Here is a 21,536-nt window from a genome sequence, read left to right as displayed (position 1 = left end):
TTTTAGTTTACAAATAAAAAAAAACCTGCTAATTAGCAGGTTTTTCTGTTTTTTCTATTGTGATATTGAGTTCTAAAGCTTCGTCAGCTAAATCCATAAAGATGATATCGCCTTCATGAATTTTAGAAGTAATAATTTCTTCTGCTAAAGCATCTTCCACATATTTTTGAATGGCTCTTTTTAAAGGACGCGCTCCAAATTGTTTGTCGAAACCTTTTTCAGCAATGAAATCTTTGGCTTTTTCTGAAACGTTTAACGTGTAGCCTAAATCTTTAACTCTTAAAATAAGTTTTTCCATTTCAATATCGATAATTTTATCAATATCGTGTTTTTCTAAACTGTTGAACACAATTACATCATCAATTCTGTTTAAGAATTCTGGAGCAAAGGCTTTTTTCAAAGCATTTTCAATTACTGATTTGTTGTGGTCATCTGCTGAAGCCACTTTTGCTGCAGTTCCGAAACCAACACCTTGACCGAAATCTTTCAATTGGCGTGCACCAATATTAGAAGTCATAATAATAATAGTATTTCTAAAATCGATTTTTCTTCCTAAACTATCAGTCAAGAATCCGTCATCTAAAACTTGTAGCATCATGTTGAACACATCTGGATGCGCTTTTTCAATTTCATCAAGTAAAACAACAGCGTAAGGTTTTCTTCTGATTTTCTCCGTTAATTGTCCGCCTTCTTCGTAACCAACATATCCTGGAGGTGCTCCCACTAAACGAGAAATAGCAAATTTCTCCATGTATTCACTCATGTCGATACGTACTAACGCATCTTCAGAATCAAACAATTCTTTTGCTAATACTTTTGCTAATTGTGTTTTTCCAACACCAGTTGAACCTAAAAAGATAAATGAACCAATTGGTTTGTTTGGGTCTTTTAATCCCGCTCTATTTCGTTGTATTGATTTGGCAATTTTTTGCACCGCATCATCTTGTCCGATTACTTTTCCTTTAATAAGTTCAGGTAAATGGGCTAATTTGTTACTTTCAGTTTGAGCAATTCTGTTAACAGGAATTCCGGTCATCATAGACACTACATCGGCAACATTATCTTCTGAAACTTCAACTCGGTTAGTTTTTGAATCTTCTTCCCATTTCTCTTGAGCAATGGCTAAATCTTTTTCAATTTTCTTTTCGTCGTCACGTAATTTCGCAGCTTCTTCAAATTTTTGTTTTTTAACAACTGAATTTTTCAATTCACGAACTTCTTCTAATTGTTTTTCTAATTCTAAAATTTGTTTTGGCACATCAATATTTGTGATATGTACTCGAGAACCTGCTTCATCTAAGGCATCAATTGCTTTGTCTGGTAAAAAACGATCGGTCATATAGCGACTTGTCAATTTCACACAAGCTTCAATGGCTTCTGGTGTATAAGTGACGTTATGATGGTCTTCATATTTACCTTTAATGTTATTTAAAATAATAATCGTTTCATCCACCGTAGTTGGTTCTACAATTACTTTTTGAAAACGACGTTCTAAGGCACCATCTTTTTCAATATACTGTCTGTATTCATCTAAAGTCGTTGCGCCTACACATTGAATCTCTCCACGTGCTAAAGCGGGTTTAAACATGTTACTTGCATCAAGTGAACCTGTTGCGCCACCTGCACCAACAATAGTGTGAATTTCGTCAATGAAAAGAATAATATCGTCGTTTTTCTCTAGTTCGTTCATTACCGCTTTCATGCGTTCTTCAAACTGACCACGATATTTCGTACCAGCTACTAAAGAAGCTAAATCTAACGTAACAACTCGCTTATTGAATAAAATACGAGAAACTTTTTTCTTCACAATCATTAAGGCTAAACCTTCCGCAATGGCAGATTTTCCCACACCTGGTTCCCCAATTAAAAGTGGATTATTTTTCTTTCTTCGACTTAAAATTTGCGAAACACGTTCAATTTCTTTTTCACGCCCAACAACTGGATCTAATTTTCCTTCTTCAGCCATTTCAGTTAAATCTCTTCCGAAATTATCTAATACAGGAGTTTTAGATTTTTTAGTTGTTTTACTTCCGCTATTACTTGGCGGAGTTGGACCGCTGTCTTTAAAATTATCATCGCCAGAATCGTCAAAGTTTTCTGCTCTTGGCGAATTTTTTAAAATATTGTCATCTTCACTGTTGTTCAGGCTCATATAAATATCTTTTACGTTATCATAATTAATTTTCAACTTGTTTAATAACTTAGTTGTGGGATCATTATCATTTTTTAATACACATAATAGTAATAAAGCTGTGCTTATCGATGTTGTATTAAAAACTTTAGCTTCTAAAAAAGTATATTTTAAAGCTCTCTCTGCCTGTCTAGTTAAGTGTAGGTTTTTTTTGTCGTTGTTAGTCACTCCACTTGGGTTGGCTGGACTCAATACTTCTACTTTTTTTCTTAAGATATCAAAATTGATATTTAGAAAGTTTAAAATATCAATCGCACTTCCATTCCCATCTCTTAGTATACCTAAAAGTAAATGCTCTGTACCAATAAAATCGTGACCTAAACGTAAGGCTTCTTCTTTACTGAACTGAATCACATCTTTTACTCTTGGTGAAAAATTATCTTCCATAAATTATTTAAATCTATTGTAAAAATACAAAATATTAAAGTACGAGTTAAACTTGGTACTATAATATTGCTAATTGACAAAAAAAAAACGAGAAATAAAAACGAAAAGTGTTATTATTTGTTAAAAATTTCATCGATTATTGTTGATAAGTATTTAGATTTTGTTGGAAATTTTGCTTTCAAAAAACGCAAAAAATCGTATATTGGCACGTTTAAAAAAAATGAGTAAAAATTAAATAAATACCTATGTCTGACGGAGAAAAGTTAATTCCTATTAATATTGAAGATGAAATGAAGTCAGCCTACATCGATTATTCGATGTCGGTTATTGTATCTAGAGCATTACCAGATGTGCGAGATGGTTTAAAACCAGTTCACAGAAGGGTGTTGTTCGGAATGTATGAGTTAGGAGTTTTTTCTAATAGAGCCCATAAAAAGTCTGCCAGAATTGTTGGAGAAGTTTTGGGTAAATATCACCCACACGGAGATACTTCAGTTTATGATGCGATGGTTCGTATGGCGCAAGAATGGAGTTTACGTTATTTAATGGTTGACGGTCAAGGTAACTTTGGTTCGGTTGATGGTGATAGTCCAGCAGCAATGCGTTACACAGAGGCTAGAATGAGAAAGATATCTGAAGAAATGTTAGCAGATATCGACAAAGAGACAGTTGATTTTCAATTAAACTTCGATGATACTTTAGAAGAGCCTAAAGTTTTACCAACAAAAGTGCCAACTTTATTAATTAATGGTGCTTCTGGTATTGCGGTGGGAATGGCAACAAATATGGCGCCTCACAATTTATCTGAAGTTATTGATGGAACCTTAGCGTACATTGACAATACAGATATTGAAATTGACGAATTAATTAAATATATAAAAGCACCAGATTTTCCTACGGGAGGAACTATCTACGGATATGAAGGTGTGAAAGAAGCTTTTAAAACAGGTAGAGGTCGTATTGTAATGCGCGCTAAAACGATGTTTGAAGAAGTGAACGGTAAAGAATCAATCATCGTAACTGAGATTCCTTACCAAGTTAACAAAGCCGATATGATTAAGAAAACGGCGGATTTAGTTAACGAGAAAAAAATTGAAGGTATTTCTACAATTCGTGATGAATCGGACAGAACTGGTATGCGTATCGTTTACGAATTAAAACGTGATGCTGTACCAAATGTGGTTTTAAATACACTTTATAAATATACACAATTACAATCTTCTTTCAGTGTAAACAATATTGCTTTAGTAAAAGGAAGACCACAAATGTTAAATCTAAAAGATTTAATTCACCATTTTGTGGAACACCGTCATGAAGTTGTGGTTAGAAGAGCACAATACGAATTAAGAAAAGCAGAAGAAAGAGCCCATATTTTAGAAGGTTTAATTATCGCATCAGATAATATTGATGAAGTAATTAAAATCATTAGAGGTTCGAAAGATGGAGAAGAAGCAAGAGGTAGATTAATTGAAAGATTTAAATTATCTGAATTACAAGCTCGTGCTATCGTTGAAATGCGTTTACGTCAATTAACAGGTCTGGAACAAGATAAATTAAGAGCTGAGTTTGACGAAATAATGAAATTAATTACTGGTTTAAAAGAATTATTAGCTAGTAAAGAATTAAGAATGCAATTGATTAAAGACGAATTAGCTGAAATCAAAGAAAAATATGGTGATGCACGTCGTTCAGTAATTGAATATTCTGGTGGCGATGTAAGTATTGAAGATTTAATTGCTGATGAAAATGTAGTTGTTACGATTTCACATGCTGGTTACATCAAACGTACTTCATTATCAGAATATAAAACGCAAAATAGAGGTGGAGTAGGTCAAAAATCTGCAGGAACAAGAGATCAAGATTTCTTAGAGCATTTATTTGTCGCAACTAATCACCAATATTTATTATTCTTTACTCAAAAAGGAAAATGTTTCTGGATGCGTGTTTACGAAATTCCGGAAGGAACAAAAGCAAGTAAAGGTCGTGCTATTCAAAATATCATAAATATTGAACCAGACGATAAAGTTGCCGCATACATTTGTACGCAAGACTTAAAAGACCAAGATTACATTAAGAGTCATAATTTAATTATGGTTACGAAACAAGGTCAGGTTAAGAAAACATCTTTAGAGAAATATTCAAAACCTCGTATAAACGGAGTAGCAGCTATTACAATTAAAGAAGGTGACGAATTATTAGGAGCTAAATTAACTAACGGAGAAAGCCAAGTTTTAATTGCTGGAAAATCAGGTAAAATGGTTCGTTTTGAAGAAGCTAAAACACGTCCAATGGGTCGTACTGCATCTGGAGTTAGAGGAATTACTTTAAAAGACGAAGCAGATGAAGTGATTGGAATTGTAACGGTTAATAAAGATGATGTTAACGATACTCAAATCTTAGTAGTAACTGAAAATGGATACGGTAAACGTACCAAATTAGTGGAAGAAGATGGAGAAGATGTATACAGAATTACAAACCGTGGTGGTAAAGGTGTGAAAACATTAAATATCACAGAAAAAACAGGTTCATTAATTGCTATTAATAACGTAACAGATGATGATGATTTAATGATTATCAACAAATCTGGATTAACGATTCGTATGATGGTTTCTGATTTAAGAGTTATGGGTCGTGCCACTCAAGGTGTTCGATTAATTAATATTAAAGGAAACGATTCTATCGCGGCGGTAACTAAAGTATTACGTGAAGACGAAGAAATAGTAGACTTAGATGAAGATGGCAATCCGATAGTAACATCGGAAAGTGAAACTTCAGAAGACGATGCTACAGAAAACGATGGCACGGATATTGAAAGTGACAACACAGAAGAATAGGAATAATTTTAAAAGCCCAATTCGTTGGGCTTTTTTTTAAACTTAAAAATGATAAAAATGAAAAATTTAGTATTAGGAATTTCACTTTTAGTAGCCACAACTACTTTTGCTCAAAAAGACGAATTAAAAGCATTAAAGAAAATCTACGAAAAAGAAGATCAAGTTACTGCGGAAGAGTTTGCTAAGTACAAAACAACACTTGCGAAATTAGAAAGTGTGGTAACTACCGAAGATGATAAAGTAGCTTCAAATTTTTATAAAGCAATGACGCCATTAGTGGAAATGTCAACTTTAGATCAAAATACACCACCAAATCCAATGCAAATTGCTAAAATGTTGAATCCAGATGCGTTTTCAACAATGGTTGACGCAATGCGTTCAACTTTAGATTATGAAACGAAAACAGGTAAAAAAGTTTTCACATCGGATATTAATGAAACGGTTGTAAATTTCAAACCAATTTTTTCACAAATGGCTTTAGCATATAATAATGCTAAAAAATATAAAGAAGCCTCAAGAGTTTTTTATAACACTTATAAATTAGATCCTAAAGATGTTTCTAATTTAGAAAATGCAGCCATTACAGCTTTACAAGCATCTGATTATGTAGATTCTGATAAGTATTATAGAGAAATAAATACTGTTGGTTTTAAAGGAACAGGAATTGGAAAATTTCAAAGTAAAGAAATTGAAGTGGCCAAAACTTTAGCTGCAATATCTTTTGAAACTAAAAATTATGCACAAGCTAAAATTGATTATATAAGAGTAATACAGTTAGATCCAGATGATATTCAAGCTCAAATAAATGAAGCTTCTTGTTATTATCAAACTAATGATTTAGTTACTTATAAAAATAAAATTGAAGCAATTTTGCAAAAAGAACCAAATAATGCTCAATTGCAATATAATATTGGATTTTTAACTTTATCTGAAGACGGAAAATTAGTTGATGAAATTAATGCTAATTTAAAAAATCCAAAAAAATATGAGGAGTTAATGTCTAAACGCAAAGCTATGTTTAACAATGCTTTACCTTATTTTGAAAAAGCATATCAATTAGATGTTACAAATGATGACACCAAAACTATTCTAAAATTAACCTATGAAACATTAGGTATGAAAGATAAAGCAGCATCTGTGAAATAATAAAAAAATGCCCTAATGAAAATTAGGGCATTTTTTTTGAGTATTATTTTATGTTTAAAAGTTTAACTGTTGCATGTTACTAACGTCTGATCCACCCCATTCCACTAATGTAAAACCATTTCTTTTAGTTGATGGTAATTGTTGAGGTGCAATTGAAATACATTCATCTACTCCAAAAAATTCCATCATAACTCTTATTGAAGTATCAGGTTTTGGGTTGACATTATTTGTTGAAAACACACCATAAGCATCATTAACTAAAAAGTGAATAAAAGTATAGTTGTTTTTTTCTAAAATAGGCAACCAGTATTGTATAAAATCGTTTGTTTCAGTAGTGTTTAATCCCATAAATTCTAATTTCTCAATTAAAAAAGAAGTCAAGTTTTCTTTTTCAACCACAAATCCAGTTTTATACTGATAGTGCGAAGCTGGAAAAGAAATTTCTCCATCCCAAAATAAAGAATTATAAAAGCGATTGGTTTTTTTATCGAAAATTTGCCCGTTTTCATAAGCTGTGACTTTCCAAGACTTTTCTAATTTTGGAAAAGTAGTCAGTAGTTTGCCTTCAAAATTAATACTCAATTCTATGTCTGTTTTTTCTTTCGGATACAAATAAATTACGGGCTTTTTTAGAATTATTTTATTATTTCTTGGAATAACTTTTAATGAGATGTTAATCTTTTTTTGTTTAATAAATTGAATACGTTGCGATTGATAGTTTTGATTTGAATAGGAAAGAATATCATTTTTACGAACATCGATTGTATATTTTCCTAAACTATCAGTAAAAGTGCTTTTTTTTGTATTTAAATTTTGAACAAGAATATTTGATAAAGGAACATTTTCACAGTCGGTTATTTCTCCCGAAATTATTTTAACTTTTTGCTTCAAATTCAAGTCAAAAGTAATTGGATATAGCTTATATAAGTTTTTAAGGTCAACTTCAGAAATCTCTTTTGTTTGAATTAAAATAACGCCATTTTTGCCAAGTTCACCATAACTCGAAGTTGCTTTTTCATCTTTTAAAACTTCCAAACTTTCAATATTATTTGTTGGAATTTTTTCCATTACTACTTTGTCTAAAATAATTCCGTTTACTACAAATAAAGCACTTTGATTATTTGTTAAAATATTTTTATGACTAATATTCCAACCCGTTTTTAAAGGTTTTTTTTCTTCTTGCGAAAAGCTATAATTCATTAAGAATAGAACACAGATTATATATTTAATTTTATTCATTTTTTTGAAATTTAATTAATTCACACTTTCAACTAATCTAATAAATTCACTTCGATAGCCCTCAATATCTTTAGCTTTTGACTTCGTTGCTAATTCCAAAATAGCGCTTTTGTTTTTGTTAGTTACTAATTTAGAATCTCTAAGTTTTAAGCCAAACCAAGCTACAGCGGAACAAAATTTAAAGTCTTCACTACAGTTTTCTAGGTTTACCACATTGTTTTCAATAGTTTGAATGATTTCAATGCTTTTGTTTCCATCTGGTTTTTTATATCTAAATTTTATCGTCGCTAATTCGTTAGTTAAAGCAGTGTTTTCTGTTTTTGTATTTGAGTATTTTAGATCAATTGGTGCAATAGAAAAATCACTTTTAACACCAATTGGAATTATTTCGTATAAAGCTGTAACGGTATGTCCGCTTCCTAATTCACCAGCATCAATAGCATCATTTGTAAAATCTTCATTGCGTAATTTTCTATTTTCGTAGCCAATTAAACGATAGTTTTGAACGTGTTTCGGATTAAATTCAATTTGAATTTTCACATCTTTTGCAATCGCAAACATGCTTCCTTTAAATTCTTTTACTAAAAAACGATTCGCTTCTTGCATGTTGTCAATATAAGCATAATTTCCATTTCCTTTATCGGCTAATTTTTCTAATTTCGAATCTTTATAATTGCCCATACCATAACCTAAACAAGTTAAAAACACGTCAGATTTTCTTTTTTCTTCAATTAGAGAAATCATATCATTGTCTGATGATGCACCCACATTAAAATCGCCATCAGTAGCAATAATCACTTGATTATTTCCTCCTTTTATAAAATTTTCTTCCGCAATTTTATAAGCTAATTTAATACCTTCTCCACCAGCCGTACTTCCGCCAGCTTCTAATTTTTCTAACGCTGCAATTATTTTTTCTTTATCGTTTCCTGATGTGGCTGGTAAAACTAAACCTGCCGCGCCAGCATATACCACAATACTAATTTTGTCTTCTTTTCGCAATTGTTTAGTTAAAATTTTTAGTGATTCAATAACTAATGGCAACTTGTTTTCTCCACTCATAGAGCCAGAAACATCAATTAAAAATACAAAATTCGAATTGGGTAAATTATCTGTTGGAATTTCTTTTCCTTGCAAACCAATTTTAACTAGTTTGTGATTCGTATTCCAAGGACAATCTCCATACTCTGTATGTATTGAAAACGGATCATCGTTTTTAGGTTTCGCATAAGAATATTTGAAGAAATTCATCATTTCTTCCACTCGAACCGCATCTTTAGGAACAGTTTGTCCGTTATTTATAAATTTTCTAATGTTGGTATAAGAAGCATTATCTACATCAATTGAAAAGGTAGAAAGCGGATTAGCTACCGAATTTTCAAAAGGATTTTCTACAAATGAATCGTATTCGTCTGTATCAATTTCAATTGGTTTAATTTCAATTTTTTTCTTTAGTTTTAAATCGCCATAGTCGTCTCTTGTATTAACTATTACCACTCCGTTTTCTCCTTGCTCACCAAATAACGCAGCTCCTTGAGCGCCTTTGACAACGTTTACATCTTGAATAGAAGTTGGTGGAATTTTAGCTAATATTTCACTTGATGAAATTTGACCATCAATTACAATTAAAGCATTATTGTCTCCTGATACACTTCTGTTTCCTCTTAAAATGATTTTACTACTACTGGGTGCAGAATTAACCTGTAAACCTGAAACTTTTCCAGTTAAAGCTACGACATTTGGATTAGAAGCTTGTCTTAATTCTCTTCCTTTAATTCTTACTTGGGATGAAGTTACAGAATTTTTTCTTTTCTTAATTCCTAATGCTCCAACAATTTGAACGGTTTCAATAGTATTACTTGAAGTTGCTAAAACAACATTAATTACATTTCCAGCTCCAACTGTAACCACTTTTGTAGCCTTCCCTAAAAAAGAAAATTCTAAAACATCACCTTGTTTGGCTTTTAAACTGTATTTTCCTTTTTCATCAGTTTGAGTTCCTTGTTGCGTTCCAGCAATTGATATTGTAGCACCTGGTAATGGTACTCCATCAGAAGTTACCGTTCCATTGATTGTTTTCTCTTGAAAAGCATAAAAACTTAATGTTTTTGTTGGCACTTCTTCACTGTAAGAAGTGTAATTAATAAGCATAGCGATGCCTAATGAAATAATTTTTAAATTTTTCATATTGTAAAGTTTAGTATGTTAGTTGGTTTATTTTTCCGCCGGTTTCCCGTCTTTTGTAGTAATAATCACTATCCCTTTTTCCCCTTTTTTACCATAAATTTTTGTAGCATTTGCAGGTTCTAAAATATTGGTTGAGGTTATTCTTTGTTTGTTTAAAGGCGCATAAGGACTCGTAGGATTTTTTCCAAATAAGGATTCTTCCGAATATTCAATTCCATTAATTATGTACAATGGATTTGGTAAAACAGTAGTTTCAAAGTCATCCGCGTTTAATTTAGCTAATTCTTTTTCAGTATTGTAGCTTTTGTCCATTGCCACACCATCAATTACTACTAAGTCTTTATTTTGTTGAACTGGTGTTTTTGCTGCTTTAAACTTAGGCGCTTTATATTTTGATTTTACTTCTTTAATTGGTGCCTCATATTTTTTACCTTGAGAAAGATAACCATTGTTACTACTTGAAGAATTTAATGAGCTATTTCTTAAACTAACTTCATTATCAATACTGTTGTTTTTATTAAGTTCAGTTGTAATGATGTTTTTTTCTTCAAAAGGCAATGTGTTAAAATCATATTTAATTTTTACAGCTGAATCTGATATAATAGAAGCAGTTGGAGCAAATGATGTTGCCCAAGGATTACTTTCAATTTTTGTAGGATCAAATTTAGATTCTGGTGAAATTTGTGCTTCTTTTTTAATAGAATTATCATTTTCCACTACAATTTCTTTTGCTTCGTCAATAATTTTCTTTACAGAATCATTAGAAACAATAATAGGATTTGCCTCATTGTTTTTGATTTTACCTTTGAAAGTTTCCTCGTTACCAATAAACTGGTAAATGATAGAAAAACTTAACAATACAGTTGCTGCAATAGCCAATTTTTGCCAAGTATTTTTCTTTTGAACGACAATAGTGTTGTCCAGTTTCTCTTCCACACGATTCCAAACTTTATCCATTCCTGGAAAGTCTTTTTCGCCTTTGTGGGAAGCGTTTTTTATTTTGTTATATATTTTATCTTCTGAGTTCATTTTATATTTATTTAAACATTTAAGTTTATTTTTTTTGCGAATCACTTTTTACTAATCACTAATTACTCATTTCGCTTTTTGATAATAAAACGTATTTACCAAATCTTTTAATTTTGTTTTTGCTACGTTGAGTTGCGATTTTGAGGTGCCTTCCGAAATTTGAAGTTTCTCCGCAATATCTTTATGTGAAAAACCTTCTATCACAAACAAACTGAAAACTGTTTTGCAACCATCAGGCAAATAATGGAGTAAATTGAGCAAATCTTCTTCCTCTAATTCGCACATTTCATCTGTTAAAGGTTGGTTTTTTAGACTCACATCTTCCAAATACAAATTGAAATTGACATTCTTTTTCAATTGCATCAAACACTGATTCACCGCAATTTTTTTGGCCCAACCTTCAAAAGCTAATTCTTCTTTCAATTGGTCAATTTTGGTGAAAATGATGTAGAAAGCATCGGCCATGGCTTCTTCAATTTCTTCTTCTTTTTTTAAATAACGCGAACACGTATAGTACAATTTGCGTGCGAGCAATTCGTACACTTGCCGTTGGGCATCGCGTTGCTGTTTTTTACAGGCTTGTATGAGTTGTATGTTAATCATTTATTTTGTTTCAGGTTTTAAATTTTTGGTTTCAAGTTTCAGGTTTCAGGTTTCAAGTTTCGAAATTCAAAATTCGTTGTTCAATGGTTGTTTCTTATATAGATGACTTTTTTTATCAAAAGGTTGGGACGACTTTAAATTATTTTATAAATATTATTTTTTCTTTTTCATTTGTAATTGAAATTATTCTTGGCTGATTATCAGTTTTAATTATTAAACGATTTTTGCCTTTTCTAATTTGATTGTTTTTCAATTCTGAATTACTATTATTTACAAGTAATTCTTTAGAAATCATCACTTCTGTTTTAATCAAACTTTTTAGTTTTAATATTGTTTTCTGTTTCTTTTTTTTGATTCCCAGAATTTCAATATTTTGAGTTTCATTTATTATTGGTTTTGATAAAATTAGAATAATTACAATACCATAACATTTTTCGTTTTTATCGTTAAAAGTATAAGATTGATTACTCAATAAAACAAAATGTTTTTCATCAATTTTATGAATTAGACTTTTTGTTGACGCAGAAAGTTTATCATAATAATAAATTTGATTTTCAATTACTATTGGTAATAAACTATAATTTGCTTCAATTTTTTTAAAAATTTCATTTTTTTTATCAATATCTGGTAATCGTCTTGCTTTTTCAATCCATTCTTCAGATTCATTATAATTTTTGAAGCTAATTGAATCTTTTTGTGAGAAACCTATTGAAGTAATCAATAAAACGATAAACGTAATTCCCTTTTTTATTTTTAAAATTGCCATTGCTTTTTGAAATTGCCATTGTATACTTATATAGATGTCATTTTTAATCAAAAGGTTGGGACGACTTTGAATTATTTTCAAAAAAAAATCATAAACGGTTAAATTTATGATTTTTGAATTGATAATTTATAAATATTTAATTCTAATACTTCAGTATCGGTGTCTTCACAAAGTAAGAATTTTATTTCATCTTCATCGTTTTGATATAAAGTAATTCCTTCAAATTTATGAGAAATGGAAATGATTTGTGTTTCAATAACTTCGAAAGTTTCGGCATTCATTTTTCCGATAATCGAACCTAAAACTTCGCCGTCTTCATAAGTCGAAACGGTATCTTCAGCAGAAGCTAAGAAATATATGTAATTATCAACTAAAATCGCATCTGTAAAAGTCGTTTCTACGTTAGAAATTTCTGGAAGTTTTACGGCGACAAAACCTTGTGGTTGTTCTGGATTATCTGGTACAATGAAAATTCCGTTTTTGCCAGTTGCTCCATTTCCTCTTTGAAAAAGCAACATGGTTTTATTGACACAAATCGCACCTTCAATATTCAATTCATCCTCGTTTAAAGTAGCTAAATTTCTTAAATGTTGGTATAATTGTGATAAATCGTTTTTATGTAATCCATCATTTTCTAAATTTAAAGAAAACATCGTATTGCGTTGCGAAGTCGAACCCGATCCAAAAATAAAAATTTGATTGCCATAACTCGTTATCGCTTCTAAATCTAATTTGTCTTTCTTTGCAATGTTTTCTTGCGGATTCTCCACTAATGGAAATTTCAAAACCACATCTTTATCAATGACATATTGATATAAAAAAGTACTGTTGTCTGAAATAATAAAAAGTACATCTTGATAATAAATTAAACCTGAAGCGGAACCAATTCCTTTAATGTGACAGAATTCTGTTAATTGAAAATTTTGCATATATTTATGTTTTGAAAACGAAAGTCTAGCCCTGATAGTAGCGGCATCCTTTTTATTTTAAGTTGCTTGAATTGTCACACTGAGCGGAGTCGAAGTGTTGAAGGTAACTTAAAATTAAAAGATATAGCGGATAGCAGGATAAAGCTTCAAATTAATGGTATAAAAATATGGAAAATTTTAATTTAGAAGATTATAAAGTTACAAAACCTATACAATTATCGGATTATAAAACAGAATTGGATACTTTTTGGGATGATGACGAGAAGGAAAAAGGTTTAGATAAACTTCGAAACAAGTTGAGCGAATGGCAAGACATTATGTATGCGCATAATAGATATGGTGTTTTAGTTGGTTTACAAGGCATGGATACGAGTGGAAAAGACAGTTTGATTCGGGAAGTTTTTAAAGAATTTAATCCTCGTGGAGTTGTGGTTCATAGTTTTAAAACACCAAATAGTACGGAATTGGAGCATGATTATTTATGGCGACATTATTTAGCTTTGCCAGAAAAAGGAAAGTTTGCGGTTTTTAATAGAACGCATTACGAGAATTTATTAGTCACTCGCGTGCATCCTGAATATATTTTGAATGAAAAAATTCCTGGTATAGAAAAAGTAGAAGACATCCAACCTGAATTTTGGGAAAACCGATTTGAGCAAATCAATAATTTTGAAAAACACATTTCTCAAAATGGAACAATTTTGATGAAGTTTTTCTTTTACATGAGTAAAGACGAACAAAAGAAACGCTTATTAAAACGTTTGGAAGATGAAGACCATCAATGGAAATTTTCTTCAGGTGATTTAAAAGAAAGAGGATTTTGGGATGATTATATGAAGTATTACGAAGAAATTTTAAATAAGAGTTCAAAAGAAAACGCACCTTGGTATATCATTCCAGCGGATGATAAAGATATGGCACGTTATTTAGTGGCGAAAATTATGTGGGAAGAATTACAGCAATATCCTGTTAATGAACCCGTTTTATCAGAAAAAGATAAAGCAAATTTCGCAATGTATAAAGAACAGCTTCGCTAAATAAGAGCCAAGTAAAAAGAGCCAAGTAAAAAGTAAGGCGATTTCAATTAGAAATCGCCTTTTGTTTTTTATTTGAACTTCATGGCTAAAGTCAGAATATGTGAAGCTAAGCCATTATTTCTATGGTAATAGCCATATCGTAATTCTAAACTATTGAAATGTTTCGCCTTAAACAGTCCTTTGTTAGAATCGGTGATTTTATAACCTAAACCAATCATATTACTTGAAAATGCTGATAAATCGTAATCACTTGTGAAGAATTCTTCAGCAGTTTGATGTTGGAAAATCGGTTTGAAATATTTCGCAGAATTTTGCATATAATATCTATATGGAATAGAAAGAGATGAAAACGCGGATAATTTAATCGTAGGTTCAAAACTAAACGTATGCGATTTGATATCCCAATTGTCGAAATAATATCTGTAAAATCCTCTTAAAATGATGTTATCGCCTAAAAAGTAACTGGTTCGCATTCCGATTGGTAATTTGAAACGAGTATCAGGTAAATTTTCCGATTTTACACTAGCATTGTCAAAATACACGCGATTAAATTTTGTGGCTAATAAACCTTGTTGATAACCAGCATCGACTAAAAACGCCATTTGGAAATTCTTATTTACAATTTGCGAAAATGTAAGTCCTAAATTGTATGAAGTTCTTGGTTTGCTATCGCCTTGTTTGTAATTTGGGTCTGGATTATTTCTTAATTCAATTGGTAAAATCACTTTCCAAGTATCAAAAAATGCCATTGCTTTTACAGATAATTCTCTGTTTTTATCTTTTGAAAGTTTTGTAAAACCAATATTTCCACCAAGTGAAAAGTAATCAAATTCAGCTGACGCAGAAATTCCTGTACTAAAAATTTGTCCTTTTGCTTCATTTTCAACTGTGTAGTTTAAGGATGGATATACACGAATATCTTGATAAGAAGCTCCAGTAACTGTACTTGGGTCAATATTATCTGACGATGCAGAAGAATAGGAATCGACTCCTAATTCAAATCCATACGTTTGTTTGTGTTGATTTTTATTATAACGAGAAACTTTAATATCTAAAGTTGTTGCAATATCTGTTAATTTTTCTGTTCCAACACCACCAGTTACGGCAGAATTGTTTCCATCTTGTGAATAATAACTGGATATAAAGTTGACTTCTTCAATTTTTAATTTTTGCTTTTTGTAAGCGGTTGATATAGCCCTTAAAACAGAATGTAATAAACCAATACAATAAAAAAAGGTCGAAAAAACCAATAAAAACAAGGGTTTGCAACGAAAAAGGTTTAAAAACTGAATAAATTGAAATGTACATTTTACTACCATTAACTACTATTTAATTACCATTTAAAACATCATTAATTACCACTTTAAGCAACTAACTACTATAAAACAGTACAAATACTGACTTTACTACCATTTACGACACATAAAGCCATATTTAAAACAAACAAACCGCCCTAAAAAGTGGTTTTTTTCATGCCTTTTTGCTACATACAAAAAAAACTAACAAAACATGTTTTTTATAGTTGGGTGGACAGTTGGGTGGACAGTTGGGTGGACAAAAGTATGTTTAAAAACATACAACTCACGGCATATAAATACATAAAAAAGTATTTTTTTGCTGAATATTGCCAAACTCACAGCACTTAATAACATTTATATTGTTTTTAAAATAAATGTAAGTATTTAAAAATCAATAAATTAAGTCATTTTTAGTGAAAATGTATTTAAAAAAGATACTATTCTAACCTAATAACACCTAAAACAATTGCTATTGCATTAATCTCTGACTTATGTAGTTGAAATGGCTTATATTTTTCATTATCACTTACAATTAATATATGTTCATCATCCTTACCTATATCTAATCTTTTTATCAAGGCACCTTGTACTGTATCTAAGACATAAACTTTGTTCCATTGAAAGAAAACATCTGTTAATGAAAGATTTTTACAAGCAACAATATCTCCACTATTATATTTTGGATACATAGAGGATCCTTTTACTTGAATCAAATAATCAGCACCATTAAAGGTAGGAACTATAAACTTTTCGCAATCTAATTCCAAAACAGAGGTTTCACCTGTCCCATATCCAGCCATAGCCTCTACTGGTATCAGAGGAATTCCATATGTCTCTATTGCCCATTCTTCATTCGGATATTTTTCTTTAGTTTCAGAAAATTGAAAATCTTTTGACATTTTCCCTTCCCCTTTTATTAACCAATCAAGATTTAAAAAAGAAAATAATTTTACAGTACTCTGTATTGGTTTTATTCCAACATTAGACCTTCCTTTTAATATCTCATTCATTAAAGAGCTACTAATTTGAATTTTATCAGCAAAATCTGATGCGTTTTTTACTTTTTTTATGTCTAACAAATAGTTGTAAACATCAATAAATCTTATAGTTATATCTTTCATAGTGAATTATTTTACAGAATAATGTATTTTTTATTTGATTATTACAGAATACTGTATATATTTGCTTTAACAATTTGAAACAAATTTAACAATGGACAAAAGTAATCAAAAAAAGAAATATAGCCAGCATAACGCTCTGGTTATAAAAAGGCTAAAAGCCAAATATGGTTTATCTACTCAATATATTCATCAATCGTTGCGTGGAGACAGAACAAGCGAAACTTCAACAAAAATTTGTGAAGATTATAAGTTAATGGCAAATGAATTAGACAAAGCACTTAAAAAAATATAGTTATGATTTTTAAAACCATTCATCACATCAATCGTGATTGTACACATGAAGTAATTGAAAAACTAATAGTTGTTTTTGGCTATGTAGTAAAAAGAAGTTTGACAACTAAATTAATTTAAAAAAAATCCCGATTGGCAAACTCTCAGTTTCGAGTACTGAGCGGGAGCAAATAAAAAAATAATTATGCCATATTTATTTTCAAATAATAAAGTTGCTGTAGAACAGGAAGAATTGGTACCAAGGTTTTGGAAACAATTAGGCAGTTTGCAAAAAGAAATGCAACGCTACAAAAATAAACCATTCGGAATTAAACGTTTGCAATTAGGTGGTAATGGTCGCAAAATGTTAATCGATTTCGATACACTTCATGCTAACATACAAGAAGCATTAGGCGACCCCAGAAAAACTAACAATCCGTTAGAAGATTTCTTTGTTTTTGATGCGGATGCAGTAAGATACTATAACAAATTTAAACGTAACGGAACTACAATTGATACTGATGAACAAGAACGTTATGTAATTAACGCATCAGTTATGCAAGCGGTTATTCAATTAGAGGTAGCTCGCACACAAGAGCGTATAAAAATGAGAATGTCGCTAAAAGGTATTACAGAAAGTTTACGTTTAGATGTTATTCATTTTCAAAACTCATTAAAAGTGTTGCATAATGTAGAGCATACTTTACCAACCTCACAACGGTTTAAAGATTGTTTAAAAGCTTTTAAAACGGAAGATAAATATTACACATTAATCAAGGACCCAGAAGGAACTGGTAAACAAAACGCTCGTAAAGTTGATGATCGTACAGAAATGTTATTGAACGCTTTATTTAAAAATCAAAAACATAAACCAACCCCAACAGAAGTATCTCGTAATTACGATGCTTTTTTAAATGACTATGCAGAAGTTTATAATGAAGATACTGGCGAACTATACAACCCTAAAGAGTTTAAATCTCTTTCAAAAGCATCGGTTATTAACTACATAAACAAGTGGGAAAACAAATTAGCAACTCATAAAGCTCGTAGTGGAGACAGACAGGTGTATATGGGTAATTTCAAACCACATCATCAAATGGATTTACCAACATTAGCAGGTTCTATAATTTCTATTGATGACAGACAACCACCATTTGTGTACAACACAAAAAACGATAGAGTTTGGTTTTATTTGGGTGTGGATATTGCAAGTCAAGCAGTAACTACTGTAGTATTTGGTAAAACTAAAGAAGGTATTATTGTTGATTTCTATCGCCAAATGGTACGTAATTATACTGAATTAGGCTTTTGCTTGCCGTATGAGTTGGAATGTGAAAGCTCATTAAATAGTAGCTTTAAAGACACGCTACTTCGTCCGGGCAATATGTTCCAAGAAGTAAAAATTGAAGCCAACAACGCAAGAGGTAAATATATTGAGCGTATCAATGAAAAGTTTCGTTACGAAATTGAAAAAAGTGCAGCAGGTTGGTTGGCACGTCCTACTGCAAAATCCGAAGCTAATCAATTGAGTGCGGCAAAAAAACAAATCATTCCTTATGAAATTTTAGTAAATGAAAGGCTATTAGAAATTGAAAAATTCAACAATATGCCTCACCCAATTAAAAAAGACATGAGTCGTTGGGATTATTTCGAAAAAAATCAAAACCCAAATTTAAAACCTACCAATTGGGAAGCAATTTTACCTGTTATAGGTTACAAAACGCCAACATCTTGTAATGCTGGATATATTAAACTACAAGGAAAAAAACGTGCCATTGCACAAGATGGGAAAATATTAACTGGCGAAAGTTTAATACACCAAATGCAACAAATTGAAGGTAAAGAATTCGATGTGTATTGGTTAGATGGTAACGATGGAATGGTTTTAAAAGCGTTTGTGTTTTTAAAAAACCGATTAATCTGCGAAGTAATGGAAATGCCACGTTACAATCGTGCTATTGCTGAAAGAACTGACAAATGTGAAGAGGCTATAAAACTACAAAGCGCATACGTTGCATCTGTAGATGCTTTTGAAAAACGCCAACGTAATAAAATAGAAAACATTCAAATTATTGACAATACACCTAAAACAATTTCTTCAAGTTTCAGAATGCCAAACTTAAAACGCTACGAAGCTCCAGAACACGAAACACATGTTTTCGAAGACGAAGAATCGGACGAATTAGTTTACATACCAAATCAAAATAACGCCACTGGCTGGAAAAAACAATTTGCAATCTAAAAACAACAATATGAACTTAACTAACGACTTCAAACAAAAAGTAAGAATAGCAATTTTAGAAAAACGCGAAAACTATGGCGGTTCGGATGCCGAATTTTCTAAAAGTTTAGGTATTAATAATGCCGTTTATAGCCGATTAAAATCGGGAGAAACTGAAAAAATAATGTCCGATACTGTTTGGATCACATTAGGTAGAGAATTACAAGTAAAATTATTCGAAGACAATTGGAAAGTAGCACGTACATCGGTTTATGCAGAAATTGAAGACAACTTAATTTTTTGTAAAGAATATAGTCGCTCTATGGTTTTAGTTGACGATTGCGGGATTGGTAAAACATTTTGTACTAAGCACATCATAAAAAATATGCGTAATACTTTTTATATCGATTGTTCACAAGCTAAATCGAAACAATTGTTTATTCGTTTACTGGCTAAAACTATCGGAATTGACAACCAAGGAAAGTATTACGATGTGTTGGCTAACTTAAAATATTATCTAACCACATTAGCTACCGAAAAACCTTTGATTGTTTTAGATGAAGCGGGTGATTTGGAATACACAGCGTTTTTAGAACTAAAAGGAATCTGGAACAATACCGATGGCATGTGCGGTTGGTATATGATGGGTGCCGATGGTTTACGTGATAAAATTGACAGAGGTATAAAAAATAAAAAGGTTGGTTTTGCTGAAATATTTAGTCGCTTTTCTGATGAATTTATAAAATTAGTTCCAAACGGAAAAGAAGATAGACAGGCTTTTTACACCAACTTAATTGGTGATGTTGCATCCGCTAATTTAAACGACAAAAGCAAAGTAAAACCATTAATTAACAAATGCATTAGCAAAGAAACAACGCTTCGTTATTTAGAAACATTAATCAAAATTGGTGCATAAATGGCAAGAGCAATATCAACAAAAACCTTGCTCGGAAAAGTATATGATATTTTCAATTTTGATGGAATTTGGTTCAAAGTATTTGGTAAAATTTCTAAAGGTGGAATTTGGATTATTTACGGAGACGAAAAAAACGGAAAAACAACAGTCGCATTAAAGTTGGCTGAATATTTAAGCAATTTCGAAAACGTTTGGTACATATCAGCTGAGGAAGGTACAGGATTTGAATTTCAACAAACCGCAAAAAGACTAAATATTGATCCTAATAATCCAAAAATAAAATGGCAAGATTATATAGAAGTAATCGAAGTAATTGAAAAATTAAAAAAGAGACAAGCGTCCAAAATAGTATTTATTGACAATGCAACTGTTTATGTTGATGATTTGAAAAATGGAGTTTTAAGAAAATTATTAAAAGATTTCCCTAACACAACCTTCATATTATTAGCACACATGGAAAAGAACGAACCATATACGGCAACTGCAAAATTAGCTAAAAAATTAGCTAAAATAATTATTAGAGTAGAAGGATTAACGGCTTTTGTATCTGGTAGATGTCCGGGCGGTTCCATAATAATAGATGATAAAAAAGCCATGTTAATACATGGTAGTGAAATTAACAACTAAAAAGAAACACCATGAATAATAAAACAACAACTAAAAACCAAGTTATCGATTATTTACAATGGTCGGAAAATGAGTATGAAGAAAGATTGTTTTTAAGCATTTTAAGATGGTGCCAACATTACGGAGCCTATCCAAGCATCATACAGCAACTGTTGGCTAATGCGCAAGTAAACAAATGGTTCTTAAACGAATATAATAAAGCGGAATTACAATTTCTAAAAATAACAGAAGTTGTTCCTAACAACACTGAAGTATTAAGAGGACATTACAAGGCTTGCACGGCACAAGTAATGGCAATTTATCCAGCACCGCTAATAAACGACATTAAACGAAATAAGGAATTTTCTAACTCAATACTTGACACTGTTTATTATGCAAACTAACGATAAAAAAGCCGCAATAATTTATGAGATTCAATCACAAATATTGCAAATAAATTTAAAGTTACCCAAAATAGATGATGTAACCGAATATGTCAAATTACTAAGTGAAAAACGCCAGCTACAAGAACTTTTAAACCAAGAAACAAATGCAAAATGAAAACCATTTAGAAGCCATAAACAAGCGTTTAGAAATACTGCTTTTAGTTCTACAGTATGATAGCCAAGAAACAAATTATTTCAGCCCTTTGGAGCGAATGCAAATTAACCAGGAGCGAGCTTCAAAATTTGATTACATCAATTATTTATTTAAAAAAATAGAGCATTCAGAAGTTAGAATTTTTAGTGTATCAGA

General features: G+C 31.1%; 19 protein-coding genes. 10 read left to right on the top strand and 9 right to left on the bottom strand.

Going from position 1 to position 21,536, the window contains the following annotated elements:
* Positions 1-28: 28 nt before the first annotated feature.
* Positions 29-2,578, bottom strand: coding sequence for an ATP-dependent Clp protease ATP-binding subunit (locus UEQ13_RS02885; protein WP_329804899.1), 2,550 nt, complete (start codon positions 2,576-2,578; stop codon positions 29-31).
* A 245-nt stretch (positions 2,579-2,823) separates the two neighbouring features.
* Between UEQ13_RS02885 and gyrA the strand changes: the two genes are divergently transcribed.
* Both gyrA and UEQ13_RS02875 read left to right on the top strand, forming a co-directional pair.
* Complete coding sequence (gene gyrA, locus UEQ13_RS02880) at positions 2,824-5,412, top strand: DNA gyrase subunit A (protein WP_329804898.1); 2,589 nt, start codon at positions 2,824-2,826, stop codon at positions 5,410-5,412.
* A 57-nt stretch (positions 5,413-5,469) separates the two neighbouring features.
* Positions 5,470-6,558, top strand: coding sequence for a tetratricopeptide repeat protein (locus tag UEQ13_RS02875; RefSeq protein WP_329804897.1), 1,089 nt, complete (start codon positions 5,470-5,472; stop codon positions 6,556-6,558).
* A gap of 54 nt (positions 6,559-6,612) precedes the next feature.
* Here the strand turns inward: UEQ13_RS02875 and UEQ13_RS02870 are convergent, their stop codons facing one another.
* The 6 genes from UEQ13_RS02870 to UEQ13_RS02845 all read right to left on the bottom strand — a co-directional run bounded on the left by UEQ13_RS02870 (position 6,613) and on the right by UEQ13_RS02845 (position 13,311).
* Positions 6,613-7,797 carry a hypothetical protein gene (locus UEQ13_RS02870; protein ID WP_329804896.1) on the bottom strand — a complete coding sequence of 395 codons (1,185 nt, stop codon included), beginning with the start codon at positions 7,795-7,797 and terminating at the stop codon, positions 6,613-6,615.
* 15 nt (positions 7,798-7,812) lie between these two features.
* The gene (locus tag UEQ13_RS02865) at positions 7,813-9,984 is read right to left on the bottom strand and encodes a YfbK domain-containing protein (RefSeq protein ID WP_329804895.1); all 2,172 of its coding nucleotides are present in this window, start codon (positions 9,982-9,984) and stop codon (positions 7,813-7,815) included.
* Positions 9,985-10,011: 27 nt separating this feature from the next.
* The gene (locus UEQ13_RS02860) at positions 10,012-11,013 is read right to left on the bottom strand and encodes a hypothetical protein (RefSeq protein ID WP_329804894.1); all 1,002 of its coding nucleotides are present in this window, start codon (positions 11,011-11,013) and stop codon (positions 10,012-10,014) included.
* Positions 11,014-11,079: 66 nt separating this feature from the next.
* Positions 11,080-11,616: an RNA polymerase sigma factor gene (locus UEQ13_RS02855; RefSeq protein WP_329804893.1), complete on the bottom strand. Its 537-nt coding sequence runs from the start codon at positions 11,614-11,616 to the stop codon at positions 11,080-11,082.
* 139 nt (positions 11,617-11,755) lie between these two features.
* On the bottom strand, positions 11,756-12,382 hold the full coding sequence (locus UEQ13_RS02850; protein WP_329804892.1) for a hypothetical protein: 627 nt from the start codon (positions 12,380-12,382) through the stop codon (positions 11,756-11,758).
* A 104-nt stretch (positions 12,383-12,486) separates the two neighbouring features.
* A complete protein-coding gene (locus UEQ13_RS02845) occupies positions 12,487-13,311 on the bottom strand; it encodes a DUF6929 family protein (RefSeq protein WP_329804891.1) in 825 nt (274 codons plus the stop codon).
* Positions 13,312-13,478: 167 nt separating this feature from the next.
* Here UEQ13_RS02845 and UEQ13_RS02840 point away from each other — a divergent pair, with 167 nt between their 5' ends.
* Positions 13,479-14,348, top strand: coding sequence for a PPK2 family polyphosphate kinase (locus tag UEQ13_RS02840; RefSeq protein WP_329804890.1), 870 nt, complete (start codon positions 13,479-13,481; stop codon positions 14,346-14,348).
* A gap of 68 nt (positions 14,349-14,416) precedes the next feature.
* Here UEQ13_RS02840 and UEQ13_RS02835 read toward each other — a convergent pair whose 3' ends face one another.
* Entirely contained in the window at positions 14,417-15,667 is a 1,251-nt protein-coding gene (locus tag UEQ13_RS02835; RefSeq protein ID WP_329804889.1) for a DUF3570 domain-containing protein, read from the bottom strand.
* Positions 15,668-16,083: 416 nt separating this feature from the next.
* Positions 16,084-16,767, bottom strand: a complete 684-nt coding sequence (locus UEQ13_RS02830; RefSeq protein ID WP_329804888.1) for a S24 family peptidase — start codon at positions 16,765-16,767, stop codon at positions 16,084-16,086.
* Positions 16,768-16,858: 91 nt separating this feature from the next.
* Between UEQ13_RS02830 and UEQ13_RS02825 the strand changes: the two genes are divergently transcribed.
* The 7 genes from UEQ13_RS02825 to UEQ13_RS02795 all read left to right on the top strand — a co-directional run.
* A complete protein-coding gene (locus UEQ13_RS02825; protein ID WP_329804887.1) occupies positions 16,859-17,059 on the top strand; it encodes a hypothetical protein in 201 nt (66 codons plus the stop codon).
* 183 nt (positions 17,060-17,242) lie between these two features.
* Complete coding sequence (locus tag UEQ13_RS02820) at positions 17,243-19,279, top strand: hypothetical protein (protein ID WP_329804886.1); 2,037 nt, start codon at positions 17,243-17,245, stop codon at positions 19,277-19,279.
* A 10-nt stretch (positions 19,280-19,289) separates the two neighbouring features.
* The gene (locus UEQ13_RS02815; protein WP_329804885.1) at positions 19,290-20,174 is read left to right on the top strand and encodes an ATP-binding protein; all 885 of its coding nucleotides are present in this window, start codon (positions 19,290-19,292) and stop codon (positions 20,172-20,174) included.
* Complete coding sequence (locus UEQ13_RS02810) at positions 20,175-20,801, top strand: hypothetical protein (RefSeq protein WP_329804884.1); 627 nt, start codon at positions 20,175-20,177, stop codon at positions 20,799-20,801. It abuts the gene before it with no gap.
* Between the two features lie 11 nt (positions 20,802-20,812).
* The gene (locus UEQ13_RS02805; RefSeq protein WP_329804883.1) at positions 20,813-21,184 is read left to right on the top strand and encodes a hypothetical protein; all 372 of its coding nucleotides are present in this window, start codon (positions 20,813-20,815) and stop codon (positions 21,182-21,184) included.
* Positions 21,174-21,341, top strand: a complete 168-nt coding sequence (locus tag UEQ13_RS02800) for a hypothetical protein (protein WP_329804882.1) — start codon at positions 21,174-21,176, stop codon at positions 21,339-21,341. Before UEQ13_RS02805 ends, UEQ13_RS02800 begins: the two co-directional genes overlap by 11 nt.
* Positions 21,331-21,536 (top strand): hypothetical protein (locus UEQ13_RS02795; RefSeq protein WP_329804881.1); only part of this gene is annotated, 206 nt, incomplete at its 3' end. The genes UEQ13_RS02800 and UEQ13_RS02795, both read left to right, overlap by 11 nt.

It is taken from the genome of Flavobacterium facile (genome assembly GCF_036321945.1).
Taxonomy (GTDB): domain Bacteria; phylum Bacteroidota; class Bacteroidia; order Flavobacteriales; family Flavobacteriaceae; genus Flavobacterium; species Flavobacterium facile.
The sequence above is the reverse complement of the archived record's forward strand: the minus strand, read 5'-3'. Positions and strand labels throughout refer to the sequence as shown.